A 23,541-nucleotide genomic window follows, 5' to 3' on the forward strand; every position below is an offset into this window, starting at 1 on the left:
GGGTTCCTCGGAAACCATCGGCGAAGCGGACCGGCTGACCCGGTGGCCGGTCCGCTCAGCCTTCGGATGTGGTCAGTAGCGGCCGCCGTGGTCGTGCCGGTCGCCGTGGTCGTGACCGTGTTCGTGACGGTCACCGTGGTCGTGACCGTGGTCGTGGTCGTGGCGGTGCCCGTGCCGCGAGAAGTCGTCGCGGTCGTGGTCGTGGTCGTTGTGCCGGTTCCTGAACGGCAGCAGGTTGCTGAAGACGGCCATGGTGTTCCTCCCGAAACTTGCGTCACAGGGGGTACGGCCGAGAGGGGATTTGGGATCGCGTTCGGCGGGACAAATCCGAAAAATGTGGCGGCGAGGTCCGAGGGTACTTCGGCCGCGGGCCGGTGGGGGCCGGTCGCGCAGTTCCCCGCGCCCCTGAAGGGGCGCTGTTCCACCGCGCCCCAAGCCACCCAGCCGATGGGGTCCCCCGCGCGAGCGAAGCCGAGCGTGGGGGAGGCACCCTGCCGGCGCCGGTAAGCGTCCCCCCACCTCAGCCCAGACGCGCGGCCAGCCCCCCGGTGCACCGCACCTCGTCCCCCGCCGTGATCAGCAGCCCCTCCACACCAGGCAGCGACTCCAGCCAGGCCAACCCCGCCCGTGACCCCATCGCGAACGCGGCCGTCGCCCAGCAGTCCACCCACGTCAGCCGCGGCCCGACCACCGTCACCGCCACCAGATCCGTCACCGCCGACTTCCCGGTCCGCGGATCGACGATGTGGGCGCCCCGCTCCGCCGTACCGGACGTGGCGACCGCCAGCTCCGCCACCCCCGCCGCCGAGATCACCGCCGCCAGCCCGCCCGGCCGCAACGGATCGGCGATCCCCACCCGCCACGCCCGCGTCGGCTCGGGCGCGCCGAACATCTGGACGTCGCCGCCGCCGTTCACACTCACGCCGCTCACCCCGGCCACCCGCGCAAGCGTCTGCGCCGCCCGCTCCGCGGACCAGCCCTTCACGATCCCGGTGGGGTCGAGCCGCCCCCGGTAGCGGGTGCTGAACCAGCCGTCGCTCACCCGCTCCGCCTCGGCCGCCAGCTCCAGCACCTCGGCCACCTCGGGATCGCAGTCGCCGACGCCGATCTCCTCCCGCGCCAGCCGGGACACCTGGCTCTCCTCGCGGTACGTGCTGAACACCTCGTCGACCCGGTGCAGCGCGGCGACCGCCTCGTCGAGGGCCGCCCGTACGGCATCCGGATCCCCGCCGCGGACGTCGAAGGAGAAGACGGTCCCCATGACCTCCTCCGCATGACGCACCGCGGCGGGAGCCTCCGCGGACTCGGCCACCGCCTCAGCCACCGGCCTGGTCCAGCGCCGACTGCAGGGACTGCTTGTAGCCGGTGCTGGTGTAGGTGGCCCCGGAGACGGAGTCGATGTTCGCGCTCTGCGCCGCCACCGCCTCCTGGTTGAGCTTCGGGACGGAGAGCGCCGTCTTCTGGTCGCTGGTGCCGCCCTTGGGCGCCTGCACCGCCTCCGCCTTGGTGATCTTCCCGCCGGAGACGGTGATCCGGACCTGGACCGGCCCGTACTGCGTCTGCGCGACCTGTCCGGTCACCGTCTTGGCCTGGGCCTGCGCGGACCCGGAGGAGGCCGAGGACGAGCCGGACGAGGAACCGGACGACGCGCTCGCTGCCTTCAGCTTGTCCAGCGCCGACTGCAGCGACTGCTTGTAACCGGTGCTCGTGTACGTCGCCCCGGAGACGGAGTCGATGTTCGCGCTCTGCGCCGCCACCGTCTCCTTGTTGAGCTGCGGCACCGACAGCGCGGTCTTCTGGTCGCTGGTGCCGCCCTTGGGCGCCTGGATCGCCTGGGCCTGGGTGATCTTGCCGCCCGCGACGCTCAGCCGGACCTGGACGACCCCGTACTGCGTCTGGGTCGCGTCCCCGTCCACGGTCGTGGTGCCGGCGGCCCCGGTGCCGCCCTGCGGCGACTCCTGCCCGGCCGCCGCGGCCGACGGGGCCGCGCCCGCGGCCGACGCGGACGCCGGGTCCGACGACGGCTTCAGTGACAGCAGCAGCACGACACCGGACACGGTCGCCGCGGTGGCCAGCACCACACGCCTGATGGGGTGACTCTTCCTCATCGTTTACGAACTCCCGATTCCCTGGATTCCCGTGTGGTCCCGTCGCTCACATCTCGAACGACTCGTGATGGATGCGGCGGGCGGGAACCCCCGCGCCGCGCAGTGCTTCGTACACCCCCTGCGCGAACCCGGGCGGGCCGCACATGAAGACGTCGTGGTCGACGATGTCCGGGATCTTCCGCTGGAGGTTCTCCGCGGAGATGTCCGGCCGCTCGCCCTCCGGGCTGTTGACCGCGTACATCAGCCGGGCCCCGCGCTCCTTGGCGATCTTGGCCAGCTCGTCCCACAGGGCGAGGTCCTGCGTGGTGTTGGCCCGGTAGAGCAGGGTCAGGTCGCCCGCGGCGCCGGGCAGCGTCTCGAACAGCGCCCGCATGGGCGTGATCCCGACGCCGCCCGCCACCAGCAGGACCTTGCCGCGGCTGCGCCGGGACGCGGTCATCGCCCCGTACGGCCCTTCGGCCCACACCTTGGTTCCGGGCCGTAGTTCGCGCAGCCGCGCGCTGTGGTCGCCGATCGCCTTGACGGTGATCCGCAACATGTCGGGGCGCGGGGCCGCCGACAGGGAGTACGGGTGCGAGCTGAACCGCATCCCGGGGGCCATGAACCGCCAGCGGAAGAACTGGCCGGCCTCCGCGCCCATGCGGTGCAGCTTGCGCCCGCCGATCAGCACCGACACGATGCCCGGCGTCTCCTCGATGACCGCCTCGACCCGCATCCGGTGCCGCAGGTTGAGCCGGATCGGGGTGAGGATCCGGTACCAGACCACCAGCGCGGTCACCGCGCCGTACAGCCCGTACCAGAAGGTCTTGGCCATCGGCGTGAGGGCGAAGTCGTTGCCGGTGGTGATCTGGTGCCAGAAGGTCAGGAACACCGCCGCGTAGGTCAGCAGGTGCACGTGGTACCAGGTGTCGTACGGCATCCTGCGCCGCACCGGCCCGATGGAGGTCAGGCCGATGACGACGAACAGGCCGGTCCCGATGGCCGCCTTGCCCATGTCGGGGAGCTGGTTCACGGAGTCGATGGTCTGCTGGACGATGTCGTTCAGCGTCTTGCCGGCCTGCAGCGCGTAGCCCCACATGATGAGGAAGACGTGCGCGAAGACCAGGCAGAGCGTGTAGCGGCCGCTCATCGCGTGCCAGCGGGCGACGCGGTCGGAGCCGACCCGCCGCTCCAGCGCGGGCACCCGGGCCATCTGCAGCACCACGAGTGCCATCAGATAGCCGGCCAGCAGGCCGGTGATCCGGCCCGCGTTGAGGATCTTGCCGTTCTGGTCGGCGATGGACGGGGTGTTGTGCCACCACAGCCAGAGCACGGCCGCCGCGCCCGCCCATACGGCGAGCAGCAGCGGTACGGCCGGGGAGCGGCGCGGGCGGATGCGGCGCATCGTCTGGCGGCGGGCGGCACGTCCGCCTGCGAGCGTGGTGGTCACGGTTCCTCCGTAGGGACTTGACCCTTGGCCCACAGGTACGTGCCGTATTGCCCGAGCGTTCAGAGTCCCGCGGAGTCCAGTGCGGACTGGAGCGACTGCTGGTAACCCTGGCTGGTGTAGGTGGCCCCGGAGACGGTGTCGATGCTCGCGCTCTGCGCCGCCAGCGCCTCGCTGCGCAGCTGCGGGAGGGCGTACTGGTTGATCTCCTGGTCCCGGGGGTTGTCCGACGGGTACTGGACCGCGGTGACGTCGGTGATCTTGCCGTTCTTGATGGTCACCTTGACCTGGACGGGACCCCAGCGGGTCTGGACGGTGTCACCGGTGACGGTCTTGGTGCCGGTGCTGCTGCTCCCGGACTTGGCGGAGCCGCTGGAACTGCTGGAACTGCTGGAACTGCCTGAGCCGCTGGTCGCGCCCGGTGAGGCGCTCGCACTCGCCGACGGGGCGGGAGCCGCCGAGTCGGTGATCACCGTCGGGGCGGTGTGCGGCTTCAGCGCCAGCAGCATCACCATCCCCGAGACGGTCGCGGCGCTCGCCAGTATGACGCGGCGCAGGGGACGGTTCTTGTTCAGCGCGTGCACGACAGTGACCTCACAGCTCGAACGACTCGTGGTGGATACGGCGGTCCGGCACCCCGGCCGCGCGCAGTGCGCCGTACAGCTCCTGGGCGAAGCCGTGCGGACCGCAGATGTACACGTCGTATCCGGCGAGGCCCGGGAAGGTCGCCCGCAGCGACTCCGCCGTCAGGGCGGGGCGCTCGCCCTGCGGGCCGTTCAGGGCGTAGAGCACCTGGGCGCCGCGCCAGCGCGCGATCGCCTCCAGTTCGCCGCCGAGTGCCAGGTCCTCGGCGGTACGCGCCCGGTAGAGCAGCGTGACCTCGCCGGGCAGGGTCTCGAAGAGCGCCCGCAGCGGGGTGACACCGACGCCCGCCGCGACCAGCAGGGTCCGGTGGCTGCTCGCCCGGTCCGCGGTGAGGGAGCCGTACGGGCCCTCCGCCCAGACCCGGGTGCCGGGACGCAGCAGCGGCACGGCCGCACTGTGGTCGCCGAGCGCCTTGACCGTGATCCGCAGCAGGTCGCCGCGCGGTGGTGCCGAGAGCGAGTACGGGGTCGACGTCCGGCCCATGCCGTCGCCGCCGAAGAACCGCCAGCGGAAGAACTGCCCGGACCGGGCGCCCAGTTCCGCGATCCGCCGGCCCTGGACGACCACCGAGTACACGCCCGGCGCCTCCTGCTGCACGGAGTGCACCCGCAGCCGGTGGCGGAGGTTGAGCCGCACCGGCGCCAGGATCCGGAACCACAGCACCAGCGCCGCGACCCCCAGGTACAGCGCGTACCAGAAGGCGGTGGCGACCGGCTTGCCGTTGAGGTCGTTGCCGAGCGTCAGCTGGTGGAAGAAGGCGAGGAAGACGGCCGCGTAGGTGAGCAGGTGGACGTAGTACCAGAACTCGTAGCTGGTACGGCGGCGTGCCGCGCGCACCGAGGTGATGCCGACGGCGAAGAGGATCACCGAGCCGGCGGTCGCCTTGAGCATGTCGGGGTAGTCCAGGACGACGTTCAGCGTCTCGTGGACGAGGGAGGCGTGGTCCTGGGCCGCGTACCCGGTCAGGATCAGCACGACGTGCGCGACCAGCAGACAGACCGTGTACCGGCCGGCCATCGCGTGCCAGCGGGCGACCCGGTCCGAGCCGACCCGCACCTCCAGCAGCGGAACCCGGGCCATCAGGCCGACGAGCACCGCGCAGGAGTACCCGCACAGCAGCCCTGCGATCCGCCCGGCCCCGGTCAGCCAGCCCGCCGCACCCACGACGGAGCCCGTGTCCGACCACCACAGCAGGATCACGGCCGCGGCCCCGGCCCACAGCAGGGCGAGCACCGCGGCGGCGGGGGAGCGGCGCGTGGGCACGGCGGGTACGGCCGGGGCCGTGCGCCTTTCGTCCACGGTCGTCATGAGTCGGGTCCTTTCTCCGGTCAGGACGCCACTGTGCAACCCGAACTTCTGAGCACCTTCTGAACCGGGACCGTCTGAGCCGGCTCAGAGGAAATTCAGAGGACGGGCGGCAGCCCAGCGCTCTCCGGAGGAGCGATGCTGGGAGATGCGATGAACACGACCCGCTCCGGCCGCCCCGCCCTCACCCGCCCCGACGGCACCCAGCTCCGCGTCCTCGTCGTCGACGACGACCCCGACCTCGCGGAGGTCCTCACCGGTGCCCTCCGCTACGAGGGCTGGGAGGTCCGCGCGGCCGGCGACGGCGCGAGCGCGCTGGCGGTGGCCCGGGAGCTGCTGCCGGACGCGGTGATCCTGGACGTGATGCTCCCGGACACCGACGGCTTCGCCGTGCTCCGCTCGCTGCACCAGGTCAAGCCGGACGTCTGTGTGCTCTTCCTCACCGCCCGCGACGCCGTCGAGGACCGGATCGCCGGCATCACCGCGGGCGGGGACGACTACGTGACCAAGCCGTTCAGCCTGGAGGAGGTCGTCGCCCGGCTGCGCGGTCTGCTGCGCCGCGCCGGCATGGCCCGCCAGCAGGAGGACGGCCCCCGGCTGATCGTCGGCGACCTGGCCATGGACGAGGAGGCCCGTGAGGTCACCAGGGCCGGTGAACTGATCGAACTCTCCCCGACCGAGTTCGAACTCCTCCGCTTCCTCATGCGCAACCCGCGCCGCGTCCTCAGCAAGGCGCAGATCCTGGACCGCGTCTGGTCGTACGACTTCGGCGGCCGCGCCCACGTCGTGGAGCTGTACATCTCCTACCTGCGCAAGAAGGTGGACGCGGGCCGCGAGCCCATGATCCACACGGTCCGTGGCGCGGGATACGTCCTCAAGCCGGTGACCCGGTGAACCTCCTACGACGGCTACGGCACCTGCCCCGCCCCCGCACCCTGCGCGCCCGCCTCACCGCGGGCCTGGTCGTCCTGCTGGCCGTGAGCTGCGCGGCCGTCGGCGTCGCCGCGGTCGTCGAGCTGAACGGCTTCCTCACCGGGCGCCTCGACCAGCAGCTCCAGCAGAGCGGGCCGAGCTTCCCGCAGTCCCTCGAACACGGCAGGTACAAGCCCAGCGACCGGGACGGCGACGAGCACGGTGACACCCGCCGCCAGGCCGCCGGCACCTTCGGAGCGCGCCTCCTCAACGGCCGGATCACCAACGCGGCCCTGATCCCGGCCGACGACGACCCGGACCTGACCGTCGGCCTCACCACCGGCGACCGCACGGCCCTGGCCGGGGTACCGGTGGACGGCCGGGGACACACGGTCCACCTGAGGTCGATCGGCGACTACCGGATCGTGGCCTGGGCCGGCCTCGACGGCGACGTCCTGATGACCGGTCTGCCCCTGGAACCGGTACGGGCCACCGTCCACCGCCTGGAACTTGTCTCCGCCGGCGTCTTCGGCCTCGCCCTCGCCGCGGCCGGGGTGGCCGGCGCCCTCTGGGTCCGCTGGTCCCTGCGCCCGCTGAGCCGGGTCGCGGCGACCGCCACCCGGGTCAGCGAGCTCCCGCTCGCCAGCGGCGAGGTCGCCCTGCCGCCCCGTGCCCCCGAGTCCGACCCGCGCAGCGAGGTCGGCCGGACGGCCGCCGCCTTCAACCGGATGCTGGGCCACGTCGAGGACGCGCTCTCCAAACGCCACGCCAGCGAGGAACGCCTGCGCACCTTCGCGGCCGACGCCAGCCACGAGCTGCGCACCCCGGTCGCCTCGGTCCGCGGCCATGCCGAACTGGCACTGCTGCACCCGGGCCCGGTACCCGCCGAGGTCACCCGGGCCCTGGAACGCATCGCCGCCGAGTCCTCCCGGATGGGCGAGATGGTCGACGACCTCCTCCTCCTGGCCCGCCTGGACGCGGGCCGGCCCCTGGAGAGCCACCCGGTCGACCTCACCCACCTGATCCTGGACGCGGTCACCGACGCCCGCGCCGCGGGCCCGGACCACCGCTGGACCCTGGACCTCCCCGAGGACCCGGTGACGGTCACCGGCGACACCCACCGCCTGCAACAGGTGCTGGCCAACCTGCTGGCCAACGCCCGTCTGCACACACCGGCCGGTACGAAGGTCACGGTGACCCTGGAGACGGACGGCGCGGAGGCGGTCCTCCAGGTCCACGACGACGGGCCGGGCATCCCGAAGGACATCCAGCCGGGCGTCTTCGAACGCTTCACCCGAGCCGAACACCGCCGTCGCGTGGACACCTCCGGCGGCGGAGCGGGCCTGGGCCTGTCGATCGTGGCGGCGGTGGTGGAGGCACACGGGGGAACGGTGACCGTGGAAAGCCACCTGGGTTCGACGACCTTCACTGTTCAGCTTCCGGCCACTGCAACTCCCTGAGGGGCGCGGGGAACTGCGCGCTCAGCCCAGGACGGCCTGCACGTGCCACCACACCGCACCCCGTACGGCGTACATCTCAATACCGGGTAAGAGCGGTGTCCCCGTCGGCCGTCCCGATGGCAATATGCGGCCCCTTCTTCGGATCCGCCCACTGGAGAATCCGCCGCATCGCGTCCTCCGGCACGGACACGCACCCCGCCGTGGCCCCTGCCCCGTTGACGTGCAGGAAGATCCCGGCCCCGCGTCCCCGTACCGGCTTGTCGTAGTTGAACCCGATCACCAGCGCGTACCCGTACTGCGTCGTGTACGACGACAGCTTCTCCGACTCCGCGGCCCGGCAGTCGGACGGCAGAGGTTCCACCCAACGGTTGTAAGAGGCGGAGTCGTTGTCCTGGCACCACCACGAATTCGCCGTCACCGGCCGGTATTCGACGGCGGTCCCCGCAGGCGCCGCCTGGAGCCCGAACCCGAACGGAAGGTCGTACAACCCGGTAGGCGTGGTGTTCGTGCCCTGCTGCCGCTTGGCCCCCTCGACCAGCCCCTTCGCCCCGAAGCGGGCATCGGCCGACCCCACCTTCACCCACGCCCCGTCCCGGCGCTCCCACCAGGTGAGCGTCCCGGACGTCGAGCTCAGGGCGGACGCCTCGGCGGTGATCAGCTGACTGCCGCCGCCCGTGTCGGCCATCTCGGCGGGCAGCGGTGAGGTGTCCCCGTCACCCGGTGCCGCACCGAGCAGCAGCAGGGACGCGGACAGGAGAGTGGCGACGACGCGTGGACGCATGGCTCAGACGCTAGACGGAGGCAGCGGCAACGGCAGCCCGGGTAGGCCGTCCAGGCTTACCGCGATGTGGTCCTTCTTCTCGAAGTACGCGCTCAGCGAGGCGTCGTCCTCGCGCGCGAACCGCCTTTCGTGCAGCTCGCGGTCGGCCTCGTAGGCCATGTAGGGGACCGCGTAACCACAGCTGTCGCGGATGAGTTCGGCGTGCACGACGATGATCGCGCGCAGGCCGTGCCGGGTCGGGTCGATGTCCGGGAAACGGGTGAGGAGGGCCGTGAAGCGCGGGTCGTCGCGGAAGACCGCCTCACCGCGGCCGTGCACGCGCACGATGTTCGGCGGGCCCTGGAACGCGCACCACATCAGGGTGATGCGGCCGTTCTCCCGCAGATGGGCGATGGTCTCGGCGTTGGAGCCGGCGAAGTCGAGGTAGGCGAAGGTCAGTTCGTCGAGTACGGCGAAGGAACCCTTGAGGCCCTTGGGGGAGAGGTTGACCGTGCCGTCGCTCGCGAGCGGCGCGGTGGCGGTGAAGAACAGGGGCTGTTCCTCGATGAACGTGCGGAGCCTGCCGTCGATGCGTTCGTAAGTCTTTCCCATGAGGCCCCACTGTGGCCGCCCCGGCCGGCGCTGTACACGGGGCGGCCACAGCTGCCTGTCACGTCACTTGGTGAGCGTGCAGGCGGCCAGGGAGTCGAGGCCGGTCGGCTTGGTCGAGGTCCGGCCGATCGCGATGGCGATCCGGTCGATGGTCGACTTCCGCTTGTCCGCCAGCGGGCCGAGGATCGCGTTCTGGACGAAGTTCGGTCCGCCCTGGCCGACCGTGCTCTGGAGCCGGTTGTTGGCCTCGGTGATCTGGGTCTGGAGCAGGGTGAGGTTGCGGTCGACCTCGGCCTTCGCGGAGGCGGGGATCGCCGGCAGCTGGGAGGCGACGTCCGGGCAGGTGATCGTGCCGACGGCGCTGCTGCTCGTGTTCCCGGTGCTGCCCGTCGACTGCTGCTGGGTCGCCGCCGTGCTCGGCGTGGCCGCGGCCGAGGCGGTGCCCGTCGCCGTGCCGCTGCCCGTGTTCGTGGCGGTCCCGCTCGCGTTCAGGGTGCACGGTGCCAGCGAGTCCAGGCCGGTCGGCTTGGCGGCCGTACGGCCGATCGCGGTCGCGATCCGGTTGATGGTCGCCACGCGCTTGTCCTTGAGGGGGCCGAGGATCGCGTTGTTCACGAAGTTCGGTCCGCCCTGGCCCACCGTGTCGACCAGCCGCTTGTTGGCCTCCTGGATCTGCGTCTGGAGGAGCGTGAGGTTTCTGTCGACCTCGGCCTTCGCGGAGGCGGGGATCGCCGGCAGCTGGGAGGCGACGTCCGGGCAGGTGATCGTGCCGGGCGAGGCGGCGAGGGTGCGCGCGTTGCTCGTGTCGCTGCTCTTGTCGGGCGTACCGGCGAGGGCCGAACCGGCGATGACCGCGCCGGAGAGTGCCACGGCGGCGGCACCGCCGATGAGCGCGACACGACGCTTGTTGTACTTCGGAAGAGCCCTGGACATGCGGATGCCTCACTTGGGTCAGAGGTGGGTTTACAAACGCGGCGCCAGCGTTCAGGCATGGGTACGGGTAAGCGGTTTCGTTTGTTCAAACCTTTTTCATATCGGTCCGCCGAGCACGGTTGGATTGACGAATCATGCAGAGCTCTGCATACTCATGCATAGCAAGCGGATGTACGGGAGGAGGGACCCATGACCGAGCGCGTCGTACTCGCCTACTCCGGCGGGCTGGACACCTCCGTCGCCATCGGCTGGATCGCCGAGGAGGCGGGCGCCGAGGTCATCGCCGTCGCGGTGGACGTCGGCCAGGGCGGCGAGGACCTTGACGTCATCCGCAAGCGCGCCCTCGCGTGCGGTGCGGTCGAGGCCGAGGTCGCCGACGCCAGGGACGAGTTCGCCGAGGAGTACTGCCTCCCCGCGATCAAGGCGAACGCCCTCTACATGGACCGCTACCCGCTGGTCTCCGCGCTCTCCCGCCCGGCGATCGTCAGGCACCTGGTCGCCGCCGCGCGCAAGCACGGCGCCGCCACGGTCGCCCACGGCTGCACCGGCAAGGGCAACGACCAGGTCCGCTTCGAGGCCGGCATCGTCGCCCTCGCGCCCGACCTGACCTGTATCGCCCCGGTCCGCGACTACGCGATGACCCGCGACCGGGCCATCGCCTTCTGCGAGGCGAAGAACCTCCCGATCGCGACCACCAAGAAGTCCCCGTACTCCATCGACCAGAACGTCTTCGGCCGCGCCGTCGAGACCGGCTTCCTGGAAGACATCTGGAACGGCCCGATCGAGGACATCTACGAGTACACGCAGAACCCCGCCACCCCGCGCGAGCCCGACGAGGTGGTCGTCACCTTCGAGGCGGGCGCCCCGGTGGCGATCGACGGCAAGTCCGTCACGGTCCTGCAGGCCGTCCAGGAGCTGAACGAGCGCGCGGGCGCCCAGGGCGTCGGCCGCATCGACATGGTCGAGGACCGTCTCGTCGGCATCAAGTCCCGCGAGGTGTACGAGGCCCCGGGCGCGATCGCGCTCATCACGGCCCACCAGGAGCTGGAGAACGTCACCGTCGAGCGCGAACTCGCCCGCTACAAGCGGCAGGTGGAGCAGCGCTGGGGCGAACTCGTCTACGACGGCCAGTGGTTCTCCCCGCTCAAGCGCGCCCTGGACGGCTTCGTCGAAGAGGCGAACCGGCACGTCACCGGGGACATCCGCATGACGCTCCACGGCGGCCGCGCGGTCGTCACCGGCCGCCGCTCGCAATCGTCGTTGTACGACTTCAACCTCGCCACCTACGACTCCGGCGACACCTTCGACCAGGCCGCGGCCAAGGGCTTCATCGACATCTACAGCCTGTCGTCGAAGATCGCCGCACGGCGTGACCTGTCCTGAGCAGTAACGTGACGACCGCCTCCCCGTTCATGGCCGGGGAGGCGGTGCCACATCCGTATCTCTTCTAGGAGCAACGCAAGTGAGCAGCAACAGCGGTGACGTACGGCTCTGGGGCGGCCGTTTCGCGGACGGTCCCGCCGAGGCCCTGGCGAAGCTGTCCGCGTCCGTCCACTTCGACTGGCGGCTCGCGCCCTACGACATCGCCGGTTCGCGTGCCCACGCGCGCGTGCTGCACAAGGCGGGCCTGCTCACCGAGGACGAGCTCCAGCGCATGATCGCCGGCCTCGACCAGCTCGAAGCCGACGTCGCCGACGGCTCCTTCGTGGGCACGATCGCCGACGAGGACGTCCACACCGCCCTGGAGCGCGGCCTCCTGGAGCGCCTCGGCCCCGACCTCGGCGGCAAGCTGCGCGCCGGCCGCTCCCGCAACGACCAGGTGGCGACGCTCTTCCGGATGTACCTGCGGGACCACGCCCGCATCATCGGCGGCCTGATCGCCGACCTCCAGGACGCGCTGATCGGCCTCGCCGAGGCCCACCCGGACGTGGCGATGCCCGGCCGCACCCACCTGCAGCACGCCCAGCCGGTCCTCTTCGCCCACCACGTCCTGGCCCACGTCCAGTCCCTGACCCGGGACGCCGAGCGGCTGCGCCAGTGGGACGAGCGCACGGCCGTCTCCCCGTACGGCTCCGGCGCCCTCGCAGGCTCCTCCCTCGGCCTGGACCCGGAGGCGGTGGCGAAGGACCTCGGCTTCGAGCACGGCAGCTCCGCGAACTCCATCGACGGCACGGCCTCCCGCGACTTCGTCGCCGAGTTCGCCTTCATCACCGCGATGATCGGCGTGAACCTCTCCCGGATCGCGGAGGAGGTCATCATCTGGAACACGAAGGAGTTCTCCTTCGTGACCCTGCACGACGCGTTCTCCACGGGCTCGTCGATCATGCCCCAGAAGAAGAACCCCGACATCGCGGAGCTGGCCCGCGGCAAGTCCGGCCGCCTGATCGGCAACCTGACCGGCCTGATGGCCACCCTCAAGGCCCTCCCGCTCGCCTACAACCGCGACCTCCAGGAGGACAAGGAGCCGGTCTTCGACTCCTGCGACCAGCTGGAGGTCCTGCTCCCCGCCTTCACCGGCATGATGGCCACCCTCACCGTCAACCGCGAGCGCATGGAGGAACTGGCCCCGGCCGGCTTCTCCCTCGCCACCGACATCGCCGAGTGGCTGGTCAAGCAGGGCGTGCCCTTCCGCGTCGCCCACGAGGTGGCCGGCGAGTGCGTCAAGGCGGCGGAGGCCGAGGGCAAGGAACTGGACGAGCTGACGGACGAGCAGTTCGCGAAGATCTCCGCCCACCTGACCCCGGAGGTGCGGACGGTCCTCAACGTCCCGGGCGCCCTCGCCTCCCGCAACGGCAGGGGCGGCACGGCCCCGAGCGCGGTGGCGGTCCAGCTGACCGAGGTCAAGGCGGACGTGGCGGCACAGCACGCGTGGGCGACGGCCAGGACGGTTTAGCCCCGCACGGCGCAGTCGGAAGGGCCCGGACACACCGTCCGGGCCCTTCTCGCTGCGCCCGTCCGTCCCCCGACTGGCCGCCGACCTCGCCGGGTTCGGCGGGCCGTGCGCGGCGGGGCGGGCCAAGGGGGCGCCCCTGCTCAGCTGCCGCCGACGCCGGTCGAAGGCGCATCCGCCTGCTCCTGTTCGAATTGACACCGGGCTACCGGGGCCTCGTACTGAACCAGGAGACGCTTTTGGTCAAAGGTGTCTTTCTGGTGCATTCCACCACCCCTCATCCCACCCCCACATGGAGCCGCCATGACGGTGCAGCCACAGCAAGCGACCATGCCGACGGTCCTGGTGTTCGAGGACGACCCCGGCGGAGACCCGCTGCACATCAACATGCCCGTACCGCATCCCGTCCCCCAGCTGGACACCCAGCCCTTCCCGACGGCCATCGCGGAGACCGCGCCCCAGCCGAACGGCGCCGGGCCCGGTACCGAGGCATTCCGCTACTGGGTGGCGGCAGACTCGCTGAGCCGGGCCGGCCAGACCTGGGGGCCGCTGGTCCCGACCGGGACGAAGTGGCATCCGCAGGTCGGACGCGCTCTCACGGCGCACCTCAACGCGGGGGACGACCTGAACGCCTTCTACGACCGCAAGGGCCTGTGGTTCTTCCGCAGCACGGTGGCGGGCGTCAACGTCGCCGCGTGCGAGAGCAACGAGGTCGTCCAGCACGAGACGGGGCACGCGGTCCTCGACGCCCTGCGCCCCCAGCTGTTCAACATGGCGAGCGCGGAGACGGCCGCCCTGCACGAGGCGTTCGGCGACATCAGCGCCCTGCTGGGCTCCCTCCAGCTGGAGTCGCTGCGGATCGCGGTACTCGCCGAGACACAGAGCAACCTCGAACTGTCCTCGCGGATCTCCCGGATGGCCGAGCAACTGGGCTGGGCGATCCGGCAGGGCCACCCGACCGCGGTGGACCCGGACTGCCTGCGCAACCTGGCGAACAGCTTCTTCTACCGCGACCCGGTGCTGCTGTCGCCCAACGAGCCCGCGAGCAGGCTCTCCAGCGAGCCGCACTCGTTCTCCCGGGTGTTCAGCGGCGCCTTCCTGAAGATCGTCGCCGGGATCTTCCGGCAGCAGGACCTGCAGGACCAGGCCGGTCTGGGCAGGGCGGCCGAGATCGCGGGGCAGCTGCTGGTGGACGCCGTCGTGGCCGCACCGGTGGTGTCCGCCTACTACGCGCAGGTCGCGGGTCACATGATCGCCGCGGACCACCGCCGCAACGGCGGTATGTACGGCCAGTCCCTGCGCTCGGCGTTCATCCGGCACGGCATCCTCTCCCTGGAGTCCGCCGCGTCCATCACCGAGCCGGAGGTGGCCCGCCGGGGCGCCGGAATCGCCGAGGCGACGCCGGGCGGTGGCGACGACGAGGGGCTGACGCCCGTCACGGTCCAGGGGACGACGTACGGCCTCACCCAGCCGCTCACCCTCTCCGCCCCGGCGCAGGAGCGACGCTTCGGCATCGCGGGCTCCGACCCCGCCGGCGGCTCGGTGCGGCCCTCCGACCCCGACCGCGTCGCGACCTCGTACCTCGAGGACCTCTTCCGCCGCGGCCGCGTCCACGTGCCCGAAGAGCACCGCTCCGCCACGTCGTTCGCCGACGACAGCCCCTACCGGCTCAAGACGCACGAGATCGCGCGGAGCACGACCAGCGAGGGGCTGACCCTGGTCCGGCGCTGCTTCGACTGAGCGGCCGGTCCGGGAGATCACCGGAAGAAGCGCAGGCGACGGACGGTGAGCCGTCCGTCGTCCTCGCGCTTGATCACGTGTGTCGTCCTGGACGTCGGCTCCTCGCCCTCGAAGACCGCCTCGCCGCGGGCCAACAGGTCGTCGGCGAACTTCTCGGCGCCCGCCAGTTCCTCCACCGGCCCCTGCACGGCCACCGTGAAACCGGCGCGTTCGAGCGCTTCGCCGCCCAGCGCGGTCACCATGGCGACCACGAGCCGCTGGGAGACCGCCTGCACGGGAACGGCCTCGGTCCCGTCCATGGCCGCGGTCAACGCGGGCGGGCCCTGGCCGTCCGGCAACCCGATCCGCGCCCGGAACACGGGGCGGTCCTCCATCGCGGCCGGGGTGAACACCGGATGCGGCGCGGTACGCATCCCCGCCTCCCGAGCGAACGCCCGCTCCCGGGCGTCCTCACCCACGAAGACGCATGCGTCGGCCGGCGCTCCCCCCGCGCTCGCGACCGCCCGGTCGAAGATCCCGCGACTGTCCTTCGCGCCCCAGTGCACGAGGGCCTGGTCGGTGAAACGGCCGGGGAACGCCTCCGCCAGCGCCTCCGCCACCCGCGCCGCGGCGCCGTCGCCCGGCCCGGGGTTGGAGATGATGCCCTTGCGCACCTCGTCGAGGGCGTCGAGCACGGCGCCGACCCGCGGCAGGGGCCGCAGCCGCAGCGAGCCGTCGGGGTCCACGTGGGGATCCGCGAGGGTCTCCCCGATGTCGAAGAAGATCACAGACATGGGGAGTGCCTCCCCACGGCGAACGCTTTCGAGTCGGGACCACGGGGGTGAAAGCTCCGCGGGCGTGACATGGGAGGACCGCTCCCGGCGCGGGCCGAACCGCGCGGGGCTGGGTAGATTGACTTTCCTGACGTGAGATCCCCTACGCCGATCGTGCCGGAGCCCCCATGCCGTTCAGCCGCCTGGCCACCGCGACCACGCCCACCGCGCACATCGGACTCGGCCTCGCCGCCGTCGGACGCCCCGGCTACATCAACCTCGGCCGCGAGGACGACTTCGGCGAGGACCGCAGTGTCGAAGCGCTCCGCGCCCGGACCCACGAACTCCTCGACGCCGCCTACGCCCAGGGCGTCCGCTACTTCGACGTGGCCCGCTCCTACGGCCGCAGCGAGGAGTTCCTGGCCGCCTGGCTGGCCGCCCGCCCCGAGGTCACCGACGTCGTCGTCGGCAGCAAGTGGGGCTACACCTACACGGCCGGCTGGTCGGCGGACGCCGAGACGCACGAGGTCAAGGACCACAGCCTGGGGACCTACGACCGCCAGCGCGCCGAGACCGCCGAGCTGCTCGGCGACCGGCTCGACCTCTACCAGATCCACTCGGTGACCCCGGACAGCCCCGCCCTCACCGACAAGGAACTGCACGCCCGCCTCGCCGAAGCGGCGGCCACCGGCCTCACCATCGGCTTCTCCACCAGCGGCCCCGCCCAGGCCGACGCGATCCGCGCCGCCCTCGCCGTGACGGCCGACGGCGAGCCCCTCTTCCGCACCGTCCAGTCGACGTACAACGCCCTGGAGACCTCGGCGGGCCCGGCCCTCGCCGAGGCGCACGACGCCGGACTCACGGTGATCGTGAAGGAGGGCATGGCCAACGGTCGGCTGGCCGCCCCGCACGCCCCCGACACCCTGCGGGCCGTGGCCGAGGAGACCGGCCTGGGCTGCGACGCCGTCGCCCTCGCGGTGGTACTCCGCCAGCCGTGGGCCGGGGTCGTCCTCTCCGGTGCGGCGACGGTCGGCCAGCTCGCCTCCAACCTGCACGCGGCCGTGGTCGACCTCGACGCGGACCGGCTGACCCGCCTCGCCACCCTGGCCGAGGAGCCGCGCGCCTACTGGGAGCGCCGCGGCAGCCTGCCCTGGCACTGACAGAACCTGCCCCGACCAGCCCCATGTGAGTCACGCATGCCCCTCGTGAGACAAACGTGTCTCACTTGGGTTACTCTTGTCTCATGGCCCTCGACCGCGACCACGTCCTGCGCAGCGCAGCCGCCCTGCTGACCCGCAAAGCCACCGCGACCATGGACGAGGTCGCCAAGGCCGCCGGGATCAGCCGGGCCACCCTGCACCGGCACTTCGCGGGGCGCGACGCGCTCGTCCGCGCGCTGGAGGCGCTCGGCATCGAGGAGTGCGAGGCGGCCCTGGACGCGGCCCGCCTGGACGAGGGCCCGGCGACCGACGCCGTACACCGTCTGGTCCGCGAGATCGAACCGGCCGCCGGCCTGCTCGCCTTCCTCTACACCGAGAACCAGCTGTTCGAGGGCGACGCGCAGAACCAGGGCTGGACGCGGATCGACGACCGCATCGCGGCCCTCTTCAGGCGCGGCCAGCGGACCGGCGAGTTCCGTATCGACCTCACGCCCGCCTGGCTCACCGAGGCGCTGTACGGCCTGCTGGCCTCCGCCGCCTGGGCGGTCTCCGAAGGCCGCGTCGCCCCCAAGGACTTCACCCACATGATCGTCGAGCTGTTGCTCGGCGGCGCACGACGGAGAGAGGAATCATGACCAGCACCGTGCAGCCGGCGCGCGTCGCGGAGACGGAGGAGAAGCGGCCGGGCCGCTGGCTCGCCCTCTCCGCCCTCGTGCTCGCCGTGCTGCTGGTGGCCGTGGACGCGACCGTCCTCGGCCTGGCGACCCCCTACATCAGCGAAGACCTCGACCCCTCCGGCACCCAGCTGCTCTGGATCGGTGACGTCTACTCGTTCGTCATCGCCGGACTGCTGGTCTCGATGGGCAGTCTCGGCGACCGCATCGGCCGCAAGCGGATCCTGCTCGTCGGCGCCACGGCGTTCGGCGCGATATCCGTCCTGAACGCGTACGCGACGACCCCCGGGCTGCTGATCGCGGCCCGCGCCCTGCTGGGCGTCGCGGGCGCGACCCTGATGCCGGCCACCCTCGCCCTGATCCGCAACCTCTTCCAGGACCCGCGCGAGCGCAGCCTCGCCGTCGGCATCTGGGGTGCGGCGGCCTCGGCGGGCACCGCCGTCGGCCCGATCGTGGGCGGCTTCCTGCTCGAACACTTCTGGTGGGGGTCGGTCTTCCTGATCAACCTGCCGGTGATGGTGGTCCTGGTCCTCGTCGGCCTCAGGACGCTCCCGGAATCCCGCAATCCGGCCCCGGGCCCCTGGGACCTGATCAGCGTCGTCCTGTCACTGGTCGGCATGATCGCCGTCGTGTACGCGGTGAAGGAAGCCGCGACCCACGGCCTCACCGGGGTGACCGCGGCCGCCGCCCTGCTCGGCGTCATGGCCCTCTACGGTTTCGTCCACCGCCAGCTCACCATGCCCAAGCCCCTGCTGGACATGCGGCTGTTCCGCAACCGCGGCTTCAGCGGCGCCGTCCTGGCCGACCTGCTGACCGTGCTCGGCATGTCCGGCCTCGTGTTCTTCCTCTCCCAGTACCTGCAACTGGTCCAGGGCAGGCACCCGTTCGAGGCGGGCCTCGCGGAACTCCCGGCCGCGGTCGGCGCGGTGGCGGCGGGCCTGGTGGCCGGCCGGGCGGCCCGCCGGCACTCGGTACGGGCGGTGGTCTCCGGCGGCCTGGCGGCCGTGGGCGTGGCCCTCGCGGCCCTGACCACCCTCTCGCAGTCCACCGGCTACCCGGTGCTCGGCGCCGCCCTCCTGGTGGTCGGCGTCGGCGCGGGCTTCTCTTTCACGGTCACGGCGGACGTCATCCTCTCCAGCGTCCCCAAGGACCAGGCCGGTGCCGCCTCGGCGGTCTCCGAGACGGCGTACGAACTGGGCGCGGCGCTGGGCATCGCCCTGCTCGGCTCGATCGTGATGGGCGTCTACCGCGGCTTCACGGCCCCGCCGGGCACCCCGGCCGCCGTCCATGAGTCGCTGGGCGCGGCGCTGGAGGCATCGAAGACCATGCCCGCACCCACGGCGACCGACATGCTGACATCGGCCCGCGACTCCTTCACCCACGGCCTCCACCTGGCCTCGGGCGCAGGCGCCGCCGTCCTCCTGGCAACGGCGGTGGCGGCCTGGTTCCTGCTACGAAATCAACGGCTGGAGAGCGCCCCGTAAGGGGCGCGGGGAACTGCGCGAGAAACCACGACGCACCCGCGCCCAAAATGCCACCGAACCCCTCCCACCTCACTTCTTCTTGTAACCGAGCACCGTCATCATCCCGCTCTCCGAGTGGTACTGGTTGTGGCAGTGCAGCATCCACAACCCGGGGTTGTCGGCATCGAAGTCGAGTACCAGCTTGCGGTGCGGCAACACGATCGTCGTGTCCTTGCGCGCCCCCGCCGAGCTGATCCCGGTGACCGAGAACGTGTGCCCGTGCAGATGCATCGGGTGCCACATGTCGGTCGCGTTGACGAGCGTCAGCCGCACCCGCTCACCCGACCGCACCTCGTGCCGCTGCCGCACGTCGTACTGCGTGTGGTCGAACCCCCAGTCGTACCGCTGCATCGTGCCGGTGATCCTGATGAGCAGGTCGCGGTCGGGGACCCGGTCGTCCATGGCGACGGACTCGGCCGGCAGCAGGCGGCGCGCCGGCACGATCTCGCGGTCCAGCTCGTTCGGGCGGACATCCGGCGCCGGAAGGTTTCTCCCCTTGTCGGTGCGGAGGATCGCCATCGCCTTGCCCTTCTTGCCCTCGGCGAGTGCGACGAGCGGGAAGACGCCGTCCTTGGCGGTGACGAGGACGTCGTACCGCTCGGCCATGCCGATGAGCAGCGCGTCGGTCCGCTTGTGCTGCACGGGGTAGCCGTCGGTGTGGGTCACGGTCATCTCGTGGCCGCCGAGCGCGACCCGGAAGGCCGTCTCGGAGCCCGCGTTGATGATGCGGATCCGGACCCGGTCGCCGGGGCGGCAGCGGAAGACCGAGGGGTCGGTGCGCAGGCGGCCGTTGGCCAGGTAGTGCGGGTAGGCGACGTTGCCGCCCTCGCCGTGGAGCAGCTCGCTGTGGGAGTTGCGCAGGACCCGGTCGGGGCCCGTCGGCTTCTTCGACTTGCCCTTGGCCGTGGGTGTGGACGTGGGTTTGGACGGGGACGCGGAGGCGTGCGCCGATCCGTGGGGGCTCGGGCTCGTGTGGCCGGGGCCCATGCCCATCCCCATGTTCATCGCCATCGACCCGCCCGGCTTGAGCTGGTCGAGCACCTGCTCGGGGTTGGAGCCGTCGATGTCGTCGACCCAGTCGTCCAGGACGACGATCCACTCCTGGTCGTAGGCGAGCGGCTCCTTCGGGTCGTCGACGATGAACGGCGCGTAGAGGGCCCGGTCGGGCTGCATGCCGACGTGCGAGTGGAGCAGATACGTGCCCGGGTGCGCGGCGACGAACCGGTAGACGAAGTCCGTGCCCGGCTGGATGGGCGGCTGGGTCAGGTCCGGGACACCGTCCATGTCGCAGCGCAGGCGCACCCCGTGGGCGTGCAGCGTGGTCTTATCGGCCAGCTGGTTGGAGAGGGTCAGGCTGAGGACGTCACCGGCGGTGACGCGCACCAGCGGCCCCGGGACCGACTCGTTGTACGCCCAGCTGTGGACCGACCGCCCGCCCAGGTCCAGCATGCTCCTGGCGGCCGTGAACCTGATCATGCGGACGGGGCCGGACCCGCGCTTCCGCTCGGCCGCCAGCACCTCCGGGTCCGACGGATTGACGTACCCCTTGGGCCCCTGCGGGACGAACGCCGAAGTGCCGGCCGTGTGTTGCGGGCCCGAACGGGGTTCGGAGCCCGAGTCGGTACATGCCGCGAGGAGTCCCGCGCCGGCGGCAGCGAACGGAGCACGGAGCAGGGTACGCCGAGAAGGTTTCTGCATGTCTGAATAAGACATGCTGTGTGCTCATATGGCCGGTAAATGCCGACGAATGACCGAAGTGTCGGGGCAGATTCCACCGGCAGGCGGACGCCGGACGGGTGTCAGGCAGATGGCAGACAGAAGGGCACGGACCACCGGTCCGTGCCCTTGCGCCGAAAGAGTGTCAGCCCGCCTCCGCCGTCAGGCGGCCTTCGCCTTCGTGGCGTACATGTCCACGTACTCCTGCCCGGACAGCCGCATCACCTCGGCCATCACCGAGTCGGTCACGGCCCGCAGCACGTAGCGGTCCCGGTCCATCCCCTCGTACCGGGAGAACTCCATGGCCTCGCCGAACCGGACGGTGACCTTGCCGGGCCGCGGGATGCCCGCGCCGCCCGGCTGCAGCTTGTCCGTGCCGATCATCGCGAAGGGGACCACCGGCGCGCCGGTCATCAGCGTCAGCCGAGCGATGCCGGTACGGCCCCGGTAGAGCCGGCCGTCGGGGGAGCGGGTGCCCTCCGGGTAGATCCCGAAGATCCGGCCCTCGTCCAGGACCCGCTTGCCGGTCATCAGCGCGGCGACGCCGCCGCTCGCGCCGTCCCGGTCCACCGGGATCATGCCGACACCCGTGAAGAACCAGGCCATCAGCCGGCCCTTGAGGCCCTTCCCGGTGACGTACTCGTCCTTGCCGATGAAGAACACCTGCCGCTTGCTCACGAGCGGCAGGATCATCGAGTCGATGAACGTGAGGTGGTTGCCGGCGAGGATGACCGGCCCGTCCCCCGGGATGCGCTCCACGCCCTCCACCTGGGGGCGGAACATCAGGCGCATGATCGGTCCGAGCACTGCCTTGATGAGCGCGAAGCGGGACAACGGGTCCTCCGATGTCGAGGGGCGGTATGAGTCTGTGCAGGTGAGGACATTACTCGCGGCGCCGCCGGAAGCGCACATCGGGTGCGGCCGGTTCACCGAGGTCTTACGTAGTGTTGACGCTGGTTTACCTGCGGTGACGTCCCGGAGTCGGCTCGTAACGAGCCTGCGACGATGTGACGGATGTCGCCGACGCCCCGTCATGACTCGCCGTCCATCAGCCATACGGCGTCACCCGACCGTTGGGTCGGCGGTCTCCCTTCGGTCACATGTGCAGTCCTACGATCAGCCGGCATCGAAGGGCGAGGGTCAGGAGGGCGCTCATGAACACGGACGACTCGATCGAGCGGACGCAGGTGAACGGCACGACCGGACGGCGGGCCCTGCTCGGCGCCGCGGTGCTCGGCGCCGGTGGCGCGGTCCTCGGCCTGCCCGGCGCGGCCAGAGCGGCCGAGGGCAGGCAGGCCGCGCACGGCAACGGCGGCCTGAAGAGCCTGCCGAAGCCGACGATCATCGGCCACCGTGGCTCCAGCGGCTACCGCCCGGAGCACACCTTCGGCTCCTACAACCTCGCCCTCGACCTCGGCGCCGACGTCGTCGAGGCCGGCGACCTCGTCCCCACCAAGGACGGCCACCTGGTCTGCCGCCACGAGCCGGAGATCGGCGGCACCACGAACGTCGCCGACCACCCCGAGTTCGCCGACCGCAAGACCACCAAGACGCTGGACGGCGTCCCCACCACCGGCTGGTTCACCGAGGACTTCACGCTCGCCGAGCTGAAGACGCTGCGGGCGATCGAGCGCATCCCGGCCAACCGCCCGCACAACACGATCTACAACGGCCGCTGGGAGATCCCCACCTTCGAGGAAGTCCTCAAGTGGCAGGACGAGCAGACCCGCAAGCGCGGCAAGCAGGTCTGGATCTACCCCGAGACCAAGCACCCCACCTACTTCCGCCGCCTCGGCCTCGGCCTCGAGGAGCGCGTCGCCAAGCTGCTGCGCAAGTACGGCAAGGACAAGCGGAACTCGCCGGTCATCCTGCAGTCCTTCGAGCCGACCAGCATCCAGCGCCTGAACACGCTGGTCGACAACCCGCTGGTGGTCCTGCTCTCCGGCGCGGCCACCCGGCCGTACGACTTCGTCGCGACGGGCGACCCGCGCACCGTCGCCGACCTGATCACGCCCAAGGGGCTGCGTGAGATCGCCGGCTACGCGCAGGGCATCGGCCCGACCGTGGACCTGATCATCCCGAAGGACGCGAACGGCAACTTCACCACGCCGAGCACGCTGGTCGCGGACGCGCACAAGGTCGGTCTGATCCTGCACCCGTACACGATGCGCAACGAGAACCCCTTCCTGCCGCCGGCCTACCGCCTCGGCAGCGACGCGGACGCGTACGGCAACGTCTTCCCCGTCTTCCAGAAGTACTTCGAGACCGGCATCGACGGCGTCTTCACCGACAACGCCGACACCGCCCTGCTGGCCCGCGCCGACTTCGTCAACGGCTGAGCCCCCGCGCCCCGTTCGGGGTGTCTCCCGGCCGCCCCGGCAACCTGTGCCGGGGCGGCCGCGTCGTTCCGCATGTGACGAACGACCTGGTCGCCGCCCTGCGCCCGCTGCTCACCGCCGAGGCCGCCGCCGAGGCACAGGCCTGCGGCAGCGACCCCCGCGACCTGGAGCAGACGGTCTGGCTCCGCCTCCTGGAGCGGCTGGAGACCCACGGCCCACCCCGGGCCCCGGAGGACTGGCTGCGCCGGGCCGTGCGCGCCGAGTCCCGCCGCACCCGGCGCACCGTCCGCCGGGAACACCCCTACGCCACCGACCCCGCCGACCCCGGGGTCCCCACCCCCGAACAACGTGTCCTCACCACCGCCCGGCACCGCGCCCTGCGCGAGGCGGTCGCCCGCCTCCCCGGCCGCTGCCCCCGCCTCCTGCAGGCACTGCTGTCCCCGAAGGACCTGACATACCGGGAAATCGCGGGGGAGTTGGGTATCTCACAGGGCAGTCTCGGCCCGGAACGCTCCAGATGTCTGGGTTGTCTGCGCCGATTGTTGACGCCGGAGGTTGCGCCCCGCGAAGCGCGGGGATAGGAGTG

At 71.4% G+C, this 23,541-nt stretch carries 22 protein-coding genes; 10 read left to right on the top strand and 12 right to left on the bottom strand.

Going from position 1 to position 23,541, the window contains the following annotated elements:
- Positions 1-72: 72 nt before the first annotated feature.
- From ACZ4UV_RS43715 to ACZ4UV_RS43740, 6 genes are all read right to left on the bottom strand, one after another.
- Positions 73-252 (bottom strand): hypothetical protein, encoded by a 180-nt coding sequence (locus ACZ4UV_RS43715; RefSeq protein WP_467846011.1) that lies wholly within the window; start codon positions 250-252, stop codon positions 73-75.
- A 268-nt stretch (positions 253-520) separates the two neighbouring features.
- A complete protein-coding gene (locus ACZ4UV_RS43720; RefSeq protein WP_390049487.1) occupies positions 521-1,261 on the bottom strand; it encodes an FAD:protein FMN transferase in 741 nt (246 codons plus the stop codon).
- Between the two features lie 55 nt (positions 1,262-1,316).
- Entirely contained in the window at positions 1,317-2,108 is a 792-nt protein-coding gene (locus ACZ4UV_RS43725) for an FMN-binding protein (protein WP_451020589.1), read from the bottom strand.
- A 46-nt stretch (positions 2,109-2,154) separates the two neighbouring features.
- On the bottom strand, positions 2,155-3,537 hold the full coding sequence (locus tag ACZ4UV_RS43730; RefSeq protein WP_351498861.1) for a ferredoxin reductase family protein: 1,383 nt from the start codon (positions 3,535-3,537) through the stop codon (positions 2,155-2,157).
- Positions 3,538-3,596: 59 nt separating this feature from the next.
- Positions 3,597-4,118: an FMN-binding protein gene (locus ACZ4UV_RS43735; RefSeq protein WP_390049470.1), complete on the bottom strand. Its 522-nt coding sequence runs from the start codon at positions 4,116-4,118 to the stop codon at positions 3,597-3,599.
- A gap of 10 nt (positions 4,119-4,128) precedes the next feature.
- Positions 4,129-5,487, bottom strand: coding sequence for a ferredoxin reductase family protein (locus ACZ4UV_RS43740; protein ID WP_451020590.1), 1,359 nt, complete (start codon positions 5,485-5,487; stop codon positions 4,129-4,131).
- Between the two features lie 150 nt (positions 5,488-5,637).
- On the opposite strand from ACZ4UV_RS43740, the gene ACZ4UV_RS43745 reads away from it, so the two are divergent.
- A complete protein-coding gene (locus tag ACZ4UV_RS43745; protein WP_294001514.1) occupies positions 5,638-6,378 on the top strand; it encodes a response regulator transcription factor in 741 nt (246 codons plus the stop codon).
- On the top strand, positions 6,375-7,856 hold the full coding sequence (locus ACZ4UV_RS43750) for a sensor histidine kinase (RefSeq protein WP_451020591.1): 1,482 nt from the start codon (positions 6,375-6,377) through the stop codon (positions 7,854-7,856). Before ACZ4UV_RS43745 ends, ACZ4UV_RS43750 begins: the two co-directional genes overlap by 4 nt.
- Positions 7,857-7,932: 76 nt before the next feature.
- Here ACZ4UV_RS43750 and ACZ4UV_RS43755 read toward each other — a convergent pair whose 3' ends face one another.
- The 3 genes from ACZ4UV_RS43755 to ACZ4UV_RS43765 form a co-directional block, all read right to left on the bottom strand.
- On the bottom strand, positions 7,933-8,637 hold the full coding sequence (locus ACZ4UV_RS43755) for a L,D-transpeptidase family protein (protein WP_451020592.1): 705 nt from the start codon (positions 8,635-8,637) through the stop codon (positions 7,933-7,935).
- Between the two features lie 3 nt (positions 8,638-8,640).
- Entirely contained in the window at positions 8,641-9,228 is a 588-nt protein-coding gene (locus ACZ4UV_RS43760; protein WP_467846021.1) for a pyridoxamine 5'-phosphate oxidase family protein, read from the bottom strand.
- A 63-nt stretch (positions 9,229-9,291) separates the two neighbouring features.
- Entirely contained in the window at positions 9,292-10,161 is an 870-nt protein-coding gene (locus ACZ4UV_RS43765; protein ID WP_451020594.1) for a hypothetical protein, read from the bottom strand.
- A gap of 189 nt (positions 10,162-10,350) precedes the next feature.
- Here ACZ4UV_RS43765 and ACZ4UV_RS43770 point away from each other — a divergent pair, with 189 nt between their 5' ends.
- From ACZ4UV_RS43770 to ACZ4UV_RS43780, 3 genes are all read left to right on the top strand, one after another.
- Positions 10,351-11,544: an argininosuccinate synthase gene (locus ACZ4UV_RS43770; protein WP_467846024.1), complete on the top strand. Its 1,194-nt coding sequence runs from the start codon at positions 10,351-10,353 to the stop codon at positions 11,542-11,544.
- A 79-nt stretch (positions 11,545-11,623) separates the two neighbouring features.
- A complete protein-coding gene (gene argH, locus ACZ4UV_RS43775) occupies positions 11,624-13,054 on the top strand; it encodes an argininosuccinate lyase (protein ID WP_451020596.1) in 1,431 nt (476 codons plus the stop codon).
- 300 nt (positions 13,055-13,354) lie between these two features.
- Positions 13,355-14,791, top strand: coding sequence for a gluzincin family metallopeptidase (locus ACZ4UV_RS43780; RefSeq protein WP_467846029.1), 1,437 nt, complete (start codon positions 13,355-13,357; stop codon positions 14,789-14,791).
- A gap of 17 nt (positions 14,792-14,808) precedes the next feature.
- On the opposite strand, the gene ACZ4UV_RS43785 is transcribed toward ACZ4UV_RS43780, so the two are convergent.
- Positions 14,809-15,564, bottom strand: coding sequence for an HAD family hydrolase (locus tag ACZ4UV_RS43785; protein WP_451018687.1), 756 nt, complete (start codon positions 15,562-15,564; stop codon positions 14,809-14,811).
- Positions 15,565-15,731: 167 nt separating this feature from the next.
- On the opposite strand from ACZ4UV_RS43785, the gene ACZ4UV_RS43790 reads away from it, so the two are divergent.
- The 3 genes from ACZ4UV_RS43790 to ACZ4UV_RS43800 all read left to right on the top strand — a co-directional run bounded on the left by ACZ4UV_RS43790 (position 15,732) and on the right by ACZ4UV_RS43800 (position 18,861).
- Complete coding sequence (locus ACZ4UV_RS43790) at positions 15,732-16,703, top strand: aldo/keto reductase (protein WP_467846032.1); 972 nt, start codon at positions 15,732-15,734, stop codon at positions 16,701-16,703.
- An 83-nt stretch (positions 16,704-16,786) separates the two neighbouring features.
- Entirely contained in the window at positions 16,787-17,338 is a 552-nt protein-coding gene (locus ACZ4UV_RS43795) for a TetR/AcrR family transcriptional regulator (protein WP_351498887.1), read from the top strand.
- Positions 17,335-18,861 (top strand): MFS transporter, encoded by a 1,527-nt coding sequence (locus ACZ4UV_RS43800; protein ID WP_451018686.1) that lies wholly within the window; start codon positions 17,335-17,337, stop codon positions 18,859-18,861. Before ACZ4UV_RS43795 ends, ACZ4UV_RS43800 begins: the two co-directional genes overlap by 4 nt.
- Before the next feature lie 69 nt (positions 18,862-18,930).
- Here the strand turns inward: ACZ4UV_RS43800 and ACZ4UV_RS43805 are convergent, their stop codons facing one another.
- Entirely contained in the window at positions 18,931-20,598 is a 1,668-nt protein-coding gene (locus tag ACZ4UV_RS43805) for a multicopper oxidase family protein (RefSeq protein WP_451018685.1), read from the bottom strand.
- Between the two features lie 180 nt (positions 20,599-20,778).
- Positions 20,779-21,450, bottom strand: a complete 672-nt coding sequence (locus ACZ4UV_RS43810; RefSeq protein WP_390048121.1) for a lysophospholipid acyltransferase family protein — start codon at positions 21,448-21,450, stop codon at positions 20,779-20,781.
- Positions 21,451-21,770: 320 nt separating this feature from the next.
- On the opposite strand from ACZ4UV_RS43810, the gene ACZ4UV_RS43815 reads away from it, so the two are divergent.
- Positions 21,771-22,955: a glycerophosphodiester phosphodiesterase gene (locus ACZ4UV_RS43815; RefSeq protein WP_451018684.1), complete on the top strand. Its 1,185-nt coding sequence runs from the start codon at positions 21,771-21,773 to the stop codon at positions 22,953-22,955.
- 74 nt (positions 22,956-23,029) lie between these two features.
- Positions 23,030-23,536 (top strand): RNA polymerase sigma factor, encoded by a 507-nt coding sequence (locus ACZ4UV_RS43820; protein WP_451018683.1) that lies wholly within the window; start codon positions 23,030-23,032, stop codon positions 23,534-23,536.
- Positions 23,537-23,541: the final 5 nt, after the last annotated feature.

This window comes from Streptomyces sp. NPDC028289 (assembly GCF_055565975.1).

What these genes read in the sequence shown, in the direction of transcription:
- ACZ4UV_RS43715 (WP_467846011.1), bottom strand. Translation starts at nt 252, where the DNA reads ATGGCCGTCTTCAGCAACCTGCTGCCGTTCAGGAACCGGCACAACGAC.
- ACZ4UV_RS43720 (WP_390049487.1), bottom strand. Translation starts at nt 1,261, where the DNA reads ATGGGGACCGTCTTCTCCTTCGACGTCCGCGGCGGGGATCCGGATGCC.
- ACZ4UV_RS43725 (WP_451020589.1), bottom strand. Translation starts at nt 2,108, where the DNA reads ATGAGGAAGAGTCACCCCATCAGGCGTGTGGTGCTGGCCACCGCGGCG.
- ACZ4UV_RS43740 (WP_451020590.1), bottom strand. Translation starts at nt 5,487, where the DNA reads ATGACGACCGTGGACGAAAGGCGCACGGCCCCGGCCGTACCCGCCGTG.
- ACZ4UV_RS43745 (WP_294001514.1), top strand. Translation starts at nt 5,638, where the DNA reads ATGAACACGACCCGCTCCGGCCGCCCCGCCCTCACCCGCCCCGACGGC.
- ACZ4UV_RS43755 (WP_451020592.1), bottom strand. Translation starts at nt 8,637, where the DNA reads ATGCGTCCACGCGTCGTCGCCACTCTCCTGTCCGCGTCCCTGCTGCTG.
- ACZ4UV_RS43760 (WP_467846021.1), bottom strand. Translation starts at nt 9,228, where the DNA reads ATGGGAAAGACTTACGAACGCATCGACGGCAGGCTCCGCACGTTCATC.
- ACZ4UV_RS43765 (WP_451020594.1), bottom strand. Translation starts at nt 10,161, where the DNA reads ATGTCCAGGGCTCTTCCGAAGTACAACAAGCGTCGTGTCGCGCTCATC.
- ACZ4UV_RS43770 (WP_467846024.1), top strand. Translation starts at nt 10,351, where the DNA reads ATGACCGAGCGCGTCGTACTCGCCTACTCCGGCGGGCTGGACACCTCC.
- ACZ4UV_RS43780 (WP_467846029.1), top strand. Translation starts at nt 13,355, where the DNA reads ATGACGGTGCAGCCACAGCAAGCGACCATGCCGACGGTCCTGGTGTTC.
- ACZ4UV_RS43785 (WP_451018687.1), bottom strand. Translation starts at nt 15,564, where the DNA reads ATGTCTGTGATCTTCTTCGACATCGGGGAGACCCTCGCGGATCCCCAC.
- ACZ4UV_RS43790 (WP_467846032.1), top strand. Translation starts at nt 15,732, where the DNA reads ATGCCGTTCAGCCGCCTGGCCACCGCGACCACGCCCACCGCGCACATC.
- ACZ4UV_RS43795 (WP_351498887.1), top strand. Translation starts at nt 16,787, where the DNA reads ATGGCCCTCGACCGCGACCACGTCCTGCGCAGCGCAGCCGCCCTGCTG.
- ACZ4UV_RS43800 (WP_451018686.1), top strand. Translation starts at nt 17,335, where the DNA reads ATGACCAGCACCGTGCAGCCGGCGCGCGTCGCGGAGACGGAGGAGAAG.
- ACZ4UV_RS43805 (WP_451018685.1), bottom strand. Translation starts at nt 20,598, where the DNA reads ATGCAGAAACCTTCTCGGCGTACCCTGCTCCGTGCTCCGTTCGCTGCC.
- ACZ4UV_RS43815 (WP_451018684.1), top strand. Translation starts at nt 21,771, where the DNA reads ATGAACACGGACGACTCGATCGAGCGGACGCAGGTGAACGGCACGACC.